General features: G+C 72.3%; 12 protein-coding genes. 9 read left to right on the top strand and 3 right to left on the bottom strand.

What is annotated here, in order from left to right:
* Positions 1 to 325 precede the first annotated feature (325 nt).
* The 7 genes from RM590_RS23935 to RM590_RS23905 all read left to right on the top strand — a co-directional run bounded on the left by RM590_RS23935 (position 326) and on the right by RM590_RS23905 (position 7,487).
* Positions 326 to 1,093, top strand: a complete 768-nt coding sequence (locus RM590_RS23935) for an SDR family oxidoreductase (RefSeq protein ID WP_311706755.1) — start codon at positions 326 to 328, stop codon at positions 1,091 to 1,093.
* A gap of 176 nt (positions 1,094 to 1,269) precedes the next feature.
* Positions 1,270 to 2,193 (top strand): RNA polymerase sigma-70 factor, encoded by a 924-nt coding sequence (locus RM590_RS23930; RefSeq protein WP_311706863.1) that lies wholly within the window; start codon positions 1,270 to 1,272, stop codon positions 2,191 to 2,193.
* Between the two features lie 433 nt (positions 2,194 to 2,626).
* Positions 2,627 to 3,655: an N-acetyl-gamma-glutamyl-phosphate reductase gene (gene argC, locus RM590_RS23925; RefSeq protein ID WP_311706754.1), complete on the top strand. Its 1,029-nt coding sequence runs from the start codon at positions 2,627 to 2,629 to the stop codon at positions 3,653 to 3,655.
* The gene (gene argJ, locus RM590_RS23920; protein WP_311706753.1) at positions 3,652 to 4,803 is read left to right on the top strand and encodes a bifunctional glutamate N-acetyltransferase/amino-acid acetyltransferase ArgJ; all 1,152 of its coding nucleotides are present in this window, start codon (positions 3,652 to 3,654) and stop codon (positions 4,801 to 4,803) included. Before argC ends, argJ begins: the two co-directional genes overlap by 4 nt.
* Positions 4,800 to 5,705, top strand: a complete 906-nt coding sequence (argB, locus tag RM590_RS23915; protein ID WP_311706752.1) for an acetylglutamate kinase — start codon at positions 4,800 to 4,802, stop codon at positions 5,703 to 5,705. Before argJ ends, argB begins: the two co-directional genes overlap by 4 nt.
* Positions 5,702 to 6,892 (top strand): acetylornithine transaminase, encoded by a 1,191-nt coding sequence (locus RM590_RS23910; RefSeq protein WP_311706751.1) that lies wholly within the window; start codon positions 5,702 to 5,704, stop codon positions 6,890 to 6,892. Before argB ends, RM590_RS23910 begins: the two co-directional genes overlap by 4 nt.
* Before the next feature lie 16 nt (positions 6,893 to 6,908).
* Positions 6,909 to 7,487, top strand: a complete 579-nt coding sequence (locus tag RM590_RS23905) for an arginine repressor (protein ID WP_311706750.1) — start codon at positions 6,909 to 6,911, stop codon at positions 7,485 to 7,487.
* A gap of 72 nt (positions 7,488 to 7,559) precedes the next feature.
* On the opposite strand, the gene RM590_RS23900 is transcribed toward RM590_RS23905, so the two are convergent.
* Both RM590_RS23900 and RM590_RS23895 read right to left on the bottom strand, forming a co-directional pair.
* Positions 7,560 to 8,639 carry a polyprenyl synthetase family protein gene (locus RM590_RS23900; RefSeq protein ID WP_311706749.1) on the bottom strand — a complete coding sequence of 360 codons (1,080 nt, stop codon included), beginning with the start codon at positions 8,637 to 8,639 and terminating at the stop codon, positions 7,560 to 7,562.
* 191 nt (positions 8,640 to 8,830) lie between these two features.
* Entirely contained in the window at positions 8,831 to 9,397 is a 567-nt protein-coding gene (locus tag RM590_RS23895; protein WP_311706748.1) for a GNAT family N-acetyltransferase, read from the bottom strand.
* A 190-nt stretch (positions 9,398 to 9,587) separates the two neighbouring features.
* Between RM590_RS23895 and RM590_RS23890 the strand changes: the two genes are divergently transcribed.
* Positions 9,588 to 10,784 (top strand): argininosuccinate synthase, encoded by a 1,197-nt coding sequence (locus RM590_RS23890; RefSeq protein ID WP_311706747.1) that lies wholly within the window; start codon positions 9,588 to 9,590, stop codon positions 10,782 to 10,784.
* A complete protein-coding gene (gene argH, locus RM590_RS23885) occupies positions 10,781 to 12,232 on the top strand; it encodes an argininosuccinate lyase (RefSeq protein WP_311706746.1) in 1,452 nt (483 codons plus the stop codon). The genes RM590_RS23890 and argH overlap by 4 nt, the downstream gene beginning before the upstream one ends.
* Positions 12,233 to 12,314: 82 nt before the next feature.
* On the opposite strand, the gene RM590_RS23880 is transcribed toward argH, so the two are convergent.
* Positions 12,315 to 13,316 carry a Gfo/Idh/MocA family protein gene (locus tag RM590_RS23880; protein ID WP_311706745.1) on the bottom strand — a complete coding sequence of 334 codons (1,002 nt, stop codon included), beginning with the start codon at positions 13,314 to 13,316 and terminating at the stop codon, positions 12,315 to 12,317.
* Positions 13,317 to 13,330 lie beyond the last annotated feature (14 nt).

Here is a 13,330-nt window from a genome sequence, read left to right as displayed (position 1 = left end):
CTGAGCGCTTCCCTTGGCGGACGAGAGCCCGAGCCGGCGACTGGGTGTTCCAGTTGGCGGGCCCGCTCGTTGATGTGGGTAACGAGCCTGGAGGAGTACGTGGTCAGTGCGGCGGCGAGCAGCGGGAAGATGCGGCGCTCCGTTCGTGGCGCTCGGGCCACCGGTGAACCTCGAAGGCGAGTGGACCATCCTGCCTGCCCCTGGCAAGAGCATCTCGACCGAGAGCGGCGATTCTGTCCGCATGTCAGTGGTGGCCGGGCTGTCTCGTCTCAGGTTGCGAAGACGGGTTCTGAGAAGAACCCACCTCGACAGCAAGGAGCTGGTCATGAGCGAGGAGACCACACACCAGAAGGTCGCGCTGGTCACCGGGGCGAACAAGGGGATAGGCCGTGGGGTTGCCGAGCAACTCGCCGCGCTGGACATGACGGTCCTGATCGGCGCCAGAGACCCGCGGCATGGCGAGGAGGCAGCAGCGGCGATGCGCGTGGCAGGCGGCGACGCGCACGCGGTCACCTTGGACGTCACCGACCAGGCCACCGTCCGCGAGGCCGCGAAGCTGGTTGAGGAGCGCTTCGGCCACCTCGACGTGCTGATCAACAACGCCGGCATCACCGGCTCCGGACCGGTCTCGCCCGAAGACGCCCACGATCAGATCCCCAGCTCCGTCAAACTCGACATGGTCCGGGCGGTGTTCGAGACCAATGTCTTTGGGGTGATCTCGGTGACCAACGCCATGTTGCCGCTGCTGCGGCGGTCGCCGGCGCCGCGCGTCGTCAACGTCAGCAGTCACGCCGCGTCGCTGACCCTCACCAGCGATCCGGACGGACCCTTTGCCGCGCTGCTGCCGTCTGCGGCGTACTCGCCGTCCAAGAGCGCGCTGACCGCGCTGACCGTGCAGTACGCCAATGAACTGCGCAAGGACGGTGTCCTCGTCAACGCGGCCGCTCCCGGCTACGTCGACACGGACAGCAACAATCACACAGGCTTCCTCACGGTCGCGCAGGGTGCCGCAGTCGTGGTGCGCCTGGCCACCCTCGGCGCAGACGGACCGACCGCCGGGTTCTTCGGCGAGGACGGCCCGGTGCCCTGGTGACGTCGGCTCTGAACAGCGGCGCGTTCCACCAGCCACGGCTCCTTCGCGGATCGACAAGTGGCTGGCCCTGCTGCCAGTCGAACAGCAGGCAGTGGTAGCTGATGACTGAGGGGCGCGGCTTCCCGACCGGGAGCCGCGCGACCCTCGTGGCGGCAGAGCTTCGAGGAGGAGCCGGCGTGACGAAGACTGAAGAGTTCCAGGAGCTGCGCCCGATGCTGTTCTCGATCGCCTACCGGATCCTGGGCAGTGTGAGCGAGGCCGAGGACGCGGTCCAGGAGACCTGGCTGCGCTATCAGGCCACCTCCACCCGGCCCGGGTCGGTCAAGGCGTTCCTGTCGACCGTGGTCACCCGGATCTCGATCGACGTACTGCGCTCGGCTCGCGTCCGGCGAGAGGAGTACGCCGGGCCGTGGCTCCCCGAACCGCTGCTGACCGACCCGTACGAGGATCCGGCGCGGTCGGCGGAGCTGGCGGACTCGCTGTCGATGGCGGCCCTGCTCCTTCTGGAGCGGCTCACCCCGCTCGAGCGCGCGGTCTTCGTGCTGCGGGAGGTGTTTGCCTTTGGCTTCCCGGAGATCGCATCGGCCGTGGGACGGTCGGAGGCGGCGTGCCACCAGCTCGCGGTGCGGGCGCGCCGTCACATGGACGCGGGCCGGGCCCGGTTTGAGGCCGACCGAAAGGAGCGAGACGCGCTTGCCGAACGGTTCTTCGACGCTTTCCGGGAAGGGGATGTCGACGCGCTGACCGAGTTGCTGGCCGCCGACGTATCGATGATCGGCGACAGTGGCGGCAAAGCTCCCCGATTCCAGCCCGTCATCCTCGGTGCCGAGCACGTGGCCCGGGTGCTCGCGGTGTTCGTCCCGCTGGTCATCAGGGGGGCCGGCGTCGTGGAGCCGCGACGGGTGAACGGCCAGCCGGGCGCGATCTTCCGTGACCGAGACGGCCACGTCCTCAGCACCTGGGCGCTGGACGTACTCGACGGGCGGCTCCAGACGATCCACACGGTGAATAACCCGGATAAACTCGGTCACATCGGCCCCATGGCGGATGCCTGGGTGGCTCTCCGTGAGGCGCGTCAGGCGCACCGGCCCACCGCTTGACCGACGAGCCAACCGCTCTCCACGGCCAAGAGGCCGGGCCCGGGCCCGCGCTGGCGGGCCGGTGTCACGGAGTCGCGTCGTCCGCCCGCACGGATTGGTCGCGATGGTCGATGCCGAGTGGCCGTCCAGGTTGACGCCTCCGGGGAGGCTCGGGCCGGTTGCCGCCGACGCTCAGGGCGCGCTCGCCGGTCACCCGAGTCGACCGAGCGCGCGTCCCGGTACTCAACGGGCCGCCGGTGTCAGTCGCCTCGATCAGGTGACGCCTGCCTCGCCATGTCGCACCCACTCGACAACTCCGGCGCTCAGGCCCGCCAACTCACACACCGATCCGCCAAGTGAAGTGCCCAGTTGCAGCAGCGGGCCCCGGGTGAGCCCTCGTGATTGCATAAAACTGCTGAGGTGCGTATAGTCATGCCATTACCTTGAGGAGGCGATGTCAGTGCGTGCTGCGGTGGCGGGAGCGAGTGGCTACGCGGGGGGCGAGATCCTGCGCCTGCTGCTCCAGCACCCACGGGCCGAGATCGGTGCCCTGACCGGGAACTCCAACGCGGGCCAGCGGCTCGGCGCGCTCCAGCCGCAGCTTGTGCCGCTGGCCGACCGGGTGCTGGAGCCGACCACGGCCGGGGTCCTGGCCGGGCACGACGTCGTCTTCCTCGCCCTGCCGCACGGCCAGTCGGCCGCCGTCGCCGAGCAGCTCGGCGACGGCGTGCTCATCGTCGACTGCGGCGCCGACTTCCGGCTCGCGGACGCGGCCGACTGGGAGCGTTACTACGGGTCCCCGCACGCCGGGACCTGGCCCTACGGGCTGCCCGAGCTGCCCGGCGCCCGCGACGCCCTGCGGGGCGCCACCCGGATCGCTGTTCCCGGGTGCTATCCGACGGCGGTCACTCTCGCGCTCTTCCCCGCCTACGCCGCGGGCCTCGTCGAGCCGGAGGCCGTGATCGTGGCGGCCTCCGGCACCTCCGGCGCCGGCCGGGCGCTCAAGCCGCATCTGCTCGGCAGCGAGGTGATGGGCTCGATGAGCCCGTACGGCGTCGGCGGCGTGCACCGGCACACCCCCGAGATGATCCAGAACCTCTCCGCCGTCACCGGGGAGCGGGTGACCGTTTCCTTCACGCCCACCCTGGCCCCCATGCCGCGCGGGATCCTCGCCACCTGCTCCGCCAAGGCCCGGCCGGGCGTCACCGCGGCCGGCCTGCGGGAGGCGTACGCCAAGACGCTGGCCGGCGAGCCGTTCGTCCGCCTGCTGCCGGAGGGCCAGTGGCCCATCACCGCCGCCGTCGCCGGATCCAACGCGGCGCTGCTCCAGGTCGCCCTCGACGAGGACGCCGGCCGCGTCATCGCGATCAGCGCCATCGACAACCTGACCAAGGGGACCGCCGGCGGCGCGGTCCAGAGCATGAACATCGCCCTCGGCCTCCCCGAGGAGCTGGGACTTTCCACGATCGGAGTCGCCCCGTGAGCGTCACCGCAGCGCAGGGGTTCGTCGCGGCCGGCGTGGCCGCCGGCCTCAAGGAGAGCGGCGCACCCGACCTCGCCCTCGTCGTCAACCGGGGCCCGTCGACCGCCGCCGCCGGTGTCTTCACCGCCAACCGCGTCAAGGCCGCCCCCGTGCTGTGGTCCGAGCAGGTCCTCAAGGGCGGCGGCGTCACGGCCGTCGTGCTCAACTCCGGGGGCGCCAACGCCTGCACCGGGCCCCTCGGCTTCCAGGACACCCACGCCACCGCCGAGCACGCCGCCGGGGCGCTCGGGCTGAACGCCGCCGAGATCGCCGTCGCCTCCACCGGCCTGATCGGCATCCGGCTGCCGATGGACCGCCTGCTGCCCGGCGTCGACGCCGCCGCGGCCGAGCTCTCCGCGCACGGCGGCGAGCGGGCCGCGCTCGCCATCATGACCACCGACACCGTGCACAAGACCGCCGTCGCCCAGCGCGCCGGCTGGATCGTCGGCGGCATGGCCAAGGGCGCGGGCATGCTCGCCCCCGGCCTGGCCACCATGCTGGTCGTCCTCACCACCGACGCCGACCTCGACGCCGCCGCGCTGGACCGCGCGCTGCGTGCCGCCACCCGCACCACGTTCGACCGGGTCGACTCCGACGGCTGCATGTCCACCAACGACACCGTGCTGCTCCTGGCCTCCGGCGCCAGCGGCGTGGCGCCCGACGAGTCGGAGTTCACCGAGGCGGTCACCGCCGTCTGCGACGACCTCGCCCGGCAGCTCATCAAGGACGCCGAGGGCGCCTCGAAGGACATCCGCATCGAGGTCGTCGGCGCCGCCAGCGAGGCCGACGCCGTGGAGGTCGGCCGTTCCATCGCCCGCAACAACCTCCTCAAGTGCGCCATCCACGGCGAGGACCCCAACTGGGGCCGGGTGCTGTCGGCCATCGGCACCACCTCCGCCGCGTTCGAGCCCGACCGGCTCAACGTCGCGATCAACGGCGTGTGGGTCTGCCGGAACGGCTCCGTCGGCGAGGACCGCGAGCTGGTGGACATGCGCTTCCGGGAGGTCACCATCACCGCCGACCTCGCCGCCGGGACCGAGTCCGCCGTCATCTGGACCAACGACCTGACCGCCGACTACGTACACGAGAACAGCGCCTATTCGTCATGACGACCGCCCGCAAACACACCGCGCTGCCCAAGGCCCGGATCCTCATCGAGGCCCTGCCCTGGCTGACCCGCCACCACGGCAAGACCGTCGTCATCAAGTTCGGCGGGAACGCCATGGTCGACGAGGAGCTCAAGGCCGCCTTCGCCCAGGACGTCGTCTTCCTGCGGCACGCCGGGTTGCGCCCCGTCGTCGTGCACGGCGGCGGCCCCCAGATCAACGCCCAGCTCGAACGGCTCGGCCTCACCTCGGAGTTCCGCGCCGGGCTGCGCGTGACCACCCCCGAGACCATGGACGTGGTCCGGATGGTGCTGGCCGGCCAGGTCCAGCGCGAACTGGTCGGCCTGCTCAACCGGCACGGCCCGTTCGCGGTGGGGATGACCGGCGAGGACGCCCATCTGATGGCCGCCACCAAGCGCTACGCCGACGTCGACGGCGAGCGCGTCGACCTCGGCCGGGTCGGCGACATCACCGGCATCGAGACCGGCGCGGTCCAGGCGCTGCTGGACGACGGCCGCATCCCGGTCATCTCGTCGATCGCCCGCAGCGTCGACGACGACCACGTCTACAACATCAACGCGGACACCGCCGCCGCCGCGCTGGCCGCCGCGCTCGGCGCCGAGACGCTGATGGTGCTGACCGACGTCGAGGGCCTGTACGCGGACTGGCCGGCCAGCGACGAGGTCATCAGCCGGCTCACCGAGAGCCAGTTGGAGAAGCTGCTGCCCGAACTGGCCAGCGGCATGGTGCCCAAGATGGAGGGGTGCCTGTACGCCGTGCGCAACGGCGTGCGCACCGCGCGGGTCATCGACGGGCGGGTCCAGCACTCCATCCTGCTGGAGATCTTCACCGACGAGGGGATCGGGACGATGGTCGTGCCCGACGAACTGGGAGAGCCGACATGAGCAACGCCTCACTGACCGCCCGCTGGCAGAGCGCACTGATGGACAACTACGGCGCCCCGCGCCTGGCCCTCACCCGCGGCGAGGGCGCGCGGCTGTGGGACGCCGACGGCAAGGAGTACCTCGACTTCGTCGGCGGCATCGCCGTCAACTCGCTGGGCACCGGCCACCCGGCCGTCGTGCGGGCGGTGTCCGAGCAGGTGGCGCGCCTGGGCCATGTCTCCAACCTCTTCATCGCCGAGCCGCCCGTCGCCCTGGCCGAACGGCTCCTCGCGCTCGCGGGCCGCCCGGGCCGGGTGTACTTCAGCAACTCCGGCGCCGAGTCGGTCGAGGCGGCGTTCAAGATCGGCCGGCTCACCGGCCGCCCGCACATGGTCGCCACCCAGGGCGGCTTCCACGGCCGCACCATGGGCGCGCTGGCGCTCACCGGACAGCCCGCCAAGCAGCGGGGCTTCGGCCCGCTGCCCGGCGACGTCACCCATGTGCCCTACGGCGACGCCGAGGCGCTGCGCGCCGCGGTCACCACCGACACGGCGCTGGTCGTCATCGAGCCGATCCAGGGCGAGAACGGCGTCGTCGTGCCGCCCGAGGGCTACCTCGCCGCGGTCCGCGAGATCACCCGGGCCACCGGCACCCTGCTGGTCCTGGACGAGGTGCAGACGGGCATCGGCCGCACCGGGCACTGGTTCGCCGGGCAGGCGCAGGGCGTCGAGCCGGACATCGTCACCCTGGCCAAGGGGCTCGCCGGGGGGCTGCCCATAGGCGCCACCCTGGCCTTCGGGCCGGCCGCCGACCTGCTCACCCCCGGCGGCCACGGCTCCACCTTCGGCGGCAACCCGGTCTCCTGCGCCGCCGCACTGGCGGTGCTGGACACGATCGAGTCCGAGGACCTGCTCCAGCGGGTCAAGGACGCCGGTGAGCGACTGCGCGACGGGATCTGGCAGTTGGGCCACCCGCTGGTGGACCAGGTCAGGGGTGCCGGGCTGCTGCTCGGTATCGTGCTCACCGGGCCACTGGCGCCTCAGGTGCAGCAGGCGGCCCAGAATGCCGGAATCCTGGTGAACGCCGTCGCTCCCGACGTGCTGCGGCTCGCGCCGCCGTTGATCATCGGCGACGCCGAGGTGGACGCGTTCCTCACGGCTCTGCCCGGCGTTCTCGACACCGTGGACACATCAGCCGGAGCACGATGACCCCCGGAGAGAGAGCATGACCGACGAGCGGCAGTCACCGGGCGGCCCGCCCGCGTCCCCCGGGTCCGCACACGGCCCCTCCGTTCCGCAGACCCGTACCGCACGGCACCGCCGGATCGTCGACATCCTCAACCGGCAGCCGGTCCGCTCGCAGAGCCAGCTCGCCAAGCTGCTGGCCGACGACGGGCTCAGCGTGACGCAGGCGACGCTCAGCCGCGACCTCGACGAGCTGGGCGCCGTGAAGATCCGCAACGCCGGGGGCGAGCTGATCTACGCGGTGCCCAGCGAGGGCGGCTTCCGCACCCCCCGGGTGCCGCTGGGGGAGTCGGCCAAGGAGGAGCGGATGGCCCGGCTCGCCGGCGAGCTGCTGATCTCGGCGGAGGCGTCGGCCAACCTCGTGGTGCTGCGCACCCCGCCGGGCGCCGCGCAGTTCCTCGCGTCGGCCATCGACCAGGCGGAGGTGCACGACATCCTGGGCACCATCGCGGGCGACGACACCCTGCTGCTGATCAGCAGGGATCCGGTGGGCGGGCAGTCGCTGGCGGACCATCTGCTGCGGCTGGCGCAGAAGCAGAAGGAGCAGCGCGAGGGCTGACCCCCGGCCGCCGCCGGAGCAGCGCGAACCGCGGCGCCTCCCCGGCGGCCGCGGGCGGCCCTCCGTCCCGCCTCAACTGTCGCGGTGACAGGCGAGCTTGGCCAGCGCGGTCAGCCGCGTGCCCGCCGGCTCCTCGGGCGCCGCGGCGGCCAGGCTCGCCAGGGCCAGCCGCAACTGCTCCTCGGCCGTCCGCTCCGCCCAGGCCCGGCCGCCGGCCTCCTCGACCAGAGCGGCGAGCTGGGCGGTCTCCTCCTTGTTCTGCCCGTTCCGCGCGGCGGACTTGGCGCCGTCCACCGGCAGATACATCCCCGCGAGCCGACGCCCGGCCGGGGTCCCGGAGTCCAGCGCCGCGACCACCGGCAGGGACTTCTTCCGGCTGGCCAGGTCCGCCCCCGCTGGCTTGCCGGTGACGGCCGGATCGCCCCAGATGCCGAGCAGGTCGTCGGCGAGCTGGAACGCCATGCCCAGATGGGTGCCGAAGCGGCGCAGCGCCTCGGTCCGCTCCGGCGAGGCGCCGCCCCACAGTGCGCCCAGGGCGCACGAGACGGCCAGCAGCGCGGCCGTCTTCCGTTCGGTCATGGCCAGGCACTCGTCGAGCGACACCTGGGTGCGCTCCTCGAAGCTGAGGTCGGTGTGCTCGCCCTCGATGAGCTGCGTGGTCGCCTCGCACAGCCAGTTGATGCCGGTCACGGTGGCCAGCCGCGCCGGCTGCTCCGTCAGCACCCGTCCGGCGTGGATGAGCAGGGCGTCCCCGGCCAGCAGCGCCGTGGCGGAGCCGAACACCGTCCAGGCGGTGGCGCGGTGCCGCCGCGTGGTGTCGCCGTCCAGGATGTCGTCGTGCAGCAGCGAGAAGTTGTGTACGAACTCGACGGCGACGGCCGGGGCCAGGGCCTCCTCGGGCGGCGCGCCGACCGCCTCCGCGCAGCCGAGGACGAGCGCCGGTCGCAGCGCCTTGCCGGCCGGCGCGGTGTCCGTCCGGCCGGCGCTGTCGGTCCAGCCGAAGTGGTAGGAGGCGACCCGCGCCACGGGCGCCGGGAGGCGGTGCACCCACTCCCGCAGGGCCGGATCGAGGAGCGCGCGGGTGCGGCGCAGGACGTCCAGGGCGGTCTGCCGCTCGCCGGACCCGGGCAGACCGAGGTCGACGGGCGTCACGGCGCCCCCTCATACCGATCATTGATCATGTGTTCAGCTTGACCTCTGTAAGGGGCGGCTGGAACAGCGCGTTTCGGATTCGCCGCACGCCCCGGCGCGCCACTTCACGCCGTCCCCGCCGGGTCAACCGCGCTGACCAGGAGTTCCGTTCAGGCCAAAGGCGCCGGGGAGCGTGACGGCGCGCGCGGTAATCACTCGTGTGAGTGAGAAGTCGTGGGCTTCCGCCATTCGTCGGCCAGCAGCGCCCACACCTGGAGATCGTGCCGCCGGCCGCCCATCTCGAAGACGGAGCGCAGCGTTCCCTCGTGGGTCATGCCCAGCCGCCGCGCGACGGCGATGCTGGGGCCGTTGTGGGGGCTCACCAGCCACTCGACGCGCGCCAGCCCGCGGACGCCGACCGCCCAGTCGATCATGACGCTCGCCGCCCGGGTCACCAGCCCCCGCCCCTGGGCCTCTGGCGCCAGCCAGGCACCCAGCTCGCACGAGCCCTGCGCGGCGTCGAAGAGCCGGAAGATCATGCCGCCGACCAGTTCGCCGTCCAGCCGGATCGCGTAGATCCGGCCGTCGTCGGCGGCCTGCCGGTCGGCGTAGCGCTGGAGGAAACGCCGCGCGGACTCCTCGTCCGTCACGGCGTGCGCCCAGGGCAGCCAGGGTTCGAGATGCTCCCGCGCGCGGTCGGTGTACGCGGCGAGCTCGGCCGCCTGCCAGGGTTCCAGGGGGTGCAGTTCGGCCCCGGGGCCGAGAGGGGTGGACAGCACGTGACCTCCGCAGTCGTGTGGCTCGTCCCCCGTGGCGTCGATCACCCTAGCGATCTCCGGACGGACGGGCGACGGCGTTTCCCGGGCCCGCGCGGGTCGCCGGGGCGTACGGTCGCGTCGGCCCGATTGACGAACCATGCGGACTCCTGCATACTTATTCTCACTAGCGCATGCATCCTAAGGAGACACCGTGACCCAGCGCGTCGTACTCGCCTACTCCGGCGGCCTGGACACCTCTGTCTGCATCGGCTGGATCGCCGAGGCGACCGGGGCGGAGGTCGTCGCCGTCGCCGTCGATGTCGGCCAGGGCGGCGAGAGCATGGATGTCATCCGCAAGCGCGCGCTGGCCTGCGGCGCGGTCGAGGCCGAGGTCGTCGACGCCAAGGACGAGTTCGCCCAGGAGTACTGCCTCCCGGCGATCAAGGCCAACGGCCTCTACATGGACCGCTACCCGCTGGTGTCCTCCCTCTCCCGGCCGGTCATCGTCAAGCACCTAGTGGCCGCCGCCCGCAAGCACGGCGCCGACACCGTCGCCCACGGCTGCACCGGCAAGGGCAACGACCAGGTCCGGTTCGAGGCGGGCATCGCCTCCCTGGCCCCCGACCTCAAGTGCATCGCCCCCGTCCGGGACTACGCGATGACCCGCGACAAGGCCATCGCCTTCGCCGAGACCAAGGGCCTGCCGATCGCCACCACCAAAAAGTCGCCGTACTCGATCGACGCCAACGTCTTCGGCCGCGCCATCGAGACCGGCTTCCTGGAGGACATCTGGAACGCGCCCATCGAGGACATCTACGAGTACACGCAGAACCCGGCCACCCCCCGGGACGCCGACGAGGTCGTCGTCACCTTCGAGCGGGGCGTTCCCGTGGCCCTGGACGGCAAGCCCGTCACCATGCTCCAGGCCGTCCAGGAGCTCAACGAGCGGGCCGGCGCGCAGGGCGTGGGCCGCATCGACATGGTCGAGGACCGCCTGGTGGGCATCAAGTCCCGCGAGGTGTACGAGGCCCCCGGCGCCATCGCGCTGATCACCGCGCACCAGGAGCTGGAGAACGTGACGGTCGAGCGCGAGCTCGCCCGGTACAAGCGGCAGGTCGAGCAGCGGTGGTCCGAGCTGGTCTACGACGGCCTGTGGTTCTCCCCGCTCAAGCGCGCCCTGGACGGCTTCGTCAACGAGGCGAACGCCCACGTCAGCGGCGACATCCGGATGACCCTGCACGGCGGCCGCGCGGTGGTCACCGGCCGGCGCTCCGACCAGTCGCTGTACGACTTCAGCCTGGCGACGTACGACACCGGCGACACCTTCGACCAGTCGCTGGCCAAGGGCTTCATCGACATCTTCGGTCTGTCGAGCAAGATCGCCGCCCGGCGGGACCTCGCCCAGTGACCGGCGAGAACTCGGAGGTCCGGCTCTGGGGCGGGCGCTTCGCGCACGGCCCGGCCGAGGCGCTGGAGAAGCTCAGCGCGTCCGTCCACTTCGACTGGCGGCTGGCGCCCTATGACATCGCCGGATCGCGCGCCCACGCCCGCGTGCTGCACCGGGCTGGCCTGCTCACCGAGGACGAGCTGCGCCGCATGCTCGCCGGGCTGGACCAACTGGCCGCCGACGTCGCCGACGGGTCGTTCACCGGCACCATCGCCGACGAGGACGTGCACACCGCGCTGGAGCGCGGCCTGCTGGAGCGGCTCGGCCCGGAGCTCGGCGGCAAGCTGCGCGCCGGCCGTTCGCGGAACGACCAGGTGGCCACGCTCTTCCGGATGTATCTGCGGGACCACGCCCGGATCATCGGCGGGCTGATCGCCGACCTCCAGGAGGCGCTGATCGCCCTGGCCGACGCCCACCCGGGCGTGGCCATGCCCGGCCGCACCCACTTCCAGCACGCCCAGCCGGTGCTCTTCGCCCACCATGTGCTGGCCCATGTCCAGGCCCTGATCCGCGACGGCGAGCGGCTGCGGCAGTGGGATGCGCGCACCGCCGTGTCGCCCTACGGCTCGGGGGCGCTGGCCGGCTCGTCGCTGGGCCTGGACCCGGAGGCCGTGGCCAAGGACCTCGGCTTCGAGGGCGGCTCCGCGGCCAACTCGATCGACGGCACCGCGGCCCGCGACTTCGCCGCCGAGTTCGCCTTCATCACCGCGATGATCGGCGTCGACGTCTCCCGGATCGCGGAGGAGATCATCGTCTGGAACACGAAGGAGTTCTCCTTCGTGACCCTGCACGACGCGTTCTCCACGGGCAGTTCGATCATGCCCCAGAAGAAGAACCCGGACATCGCCGAGCTCGCGCGCGGCAAGTCCGGCCGCCTCATCGGCAATCTGACCGGGCTGCTGGCCACCCTCAAGGCCCTGCCGCTCGCCTACAACCGCGACCTTCAGGAGGACAAGGAGCCGGTCTTCGACTCCTGCGACCAACTGGAGGTGCTGCTCCCGGCGTTCACCGGCATGCTCGCCACCCTTACGGTCAACGCCGAGCGGATGGCCGAGCTGGCCCCGGCCGGTTTCTCCCTCGCCACCGACATCGCCGAGTGGCTGGTCAAGCGTGGGGTGCCGTTCCGGGTGGCGCACGAGGTCGCCGGCGAGTGCGTCAAGGCGTGCGAGGCGGAGGGCATCGAGCTCGACCAGCTCACGGACGAGCAGTTCGCCAAGATCTCCGCGCACCTCACCCCCGAGGTCCGCACCGTGCTGAGCGTCGAGGGCGCCCTGGCCGCCCGCGACGCGCGCGGCGGCACCGCGCCGGCCGCGGTGGCCGTGCAGCTCGGGGAGGCGCGGTCGGCCCTGGCGCGCCAGCGCGAGTGGGTGGCCGGCCACCCACTTCTGGTGAACTCCGCGGCCGGCTGAGGAGATTGACCGAGGCCGACGTGGTGCCGCCCCTGTGCGGCACCACGTCGCCGTACCCTGCCCGCGGGCAGGGCGGCGCGGGCTACTCGCCCGGGTAGCGCAGCCCGATGCGGTCGCGCACGGTGTCCAGCGTCCGCATCACGGCGAGACTGCCGTCCAGCGGCACCAGCGGCGACTCCGTCTCGCCGGCCCGCAGGCAGCGCATCACCTCGGCCGCCTGGTGCACGAACGAGCCGGCCGGACCCGGCCCGGCGAACTCCTCCGGCGCCCGGCCCTCGCGGTGCAGCACGAACCGCTCCGGATAGAAGAAGCCCCGGGGGAACTCGATCCGGCCCGTCGCGCCCGTCACCGCCGCCGTCTGCGCCGTGTCCGCGACGAGCGAGCAGGTCAGCGCCGCCACCGCGCCCGAGGCGTAGCCCAGCAGCATCCCGGTGTTGTCGTCCACGCCCCCGCGCAGCCGGGCCCACGCCGCCACGGCCTCCGGCTCGCCGAGCAGCAGATGCGCGAACGACACCGGGTACACGCCCAGGTCCAGCAGCGCGCCGCCGCCCAACTCCGGGTCGAGCAGCCGGTGTCCGGGGTCCAGCGGGCCGTTGATGCCGAAGTCCGCGTGCACGGCCAGGACTTCGCCGATCGCCCCGTCCCGGACCAGCTCGGCCATCCGCCGGATCACCGGGTTGCAGTACATCCACATGGCTTCCATGAGGAAGAGACCGCGCTCCCGGGCCAGGTCCACCAGCGACTTCGCCTCGGCCTCGCTCAGCGTGAACGGCTTCTCGCACAGGACGGGCTTGCCGGTCTCCAGACACAGCCGCACCGCCGCGTAGTGCGCGTTGTGCGGCGTCGCCACGTAGATCACGTCCACGTCGGGGTCGGCCGCGAGCTCGGCCCAGCTGCCGTGGGCCCGGGCGATGCCGAAACGCTTCGCGAACCCCTCGGCCGGGCCGGGCGCGCGCGAACCCACCGCGACCACCTCGGCGTCCGGCACGTCCGCGAGATCCGCCGCCAGCTTCCCGGCGATTCCGCCGGTCGCCAGGATGCCCCAGCGCACCGGGCGCGCCGCTTGTCCGACCTCGGCCGCCATGTGCCCTCCTCGTC

Origin of the sequence: Streptomyces litchfieldiae, from assembly GCF_031845365.1 — a bacterium.
Taxonomy (GTDB): domain Bacteria; phylum Actinomycetota; class Actinomycetes; order Streptomycetales; family Streptomycetaceae; genus Streptomyces; species Streptomyces litchfieldiae.
This window is presented reverse-complemented; position numbering and strand designations above follow the sequence as displayed.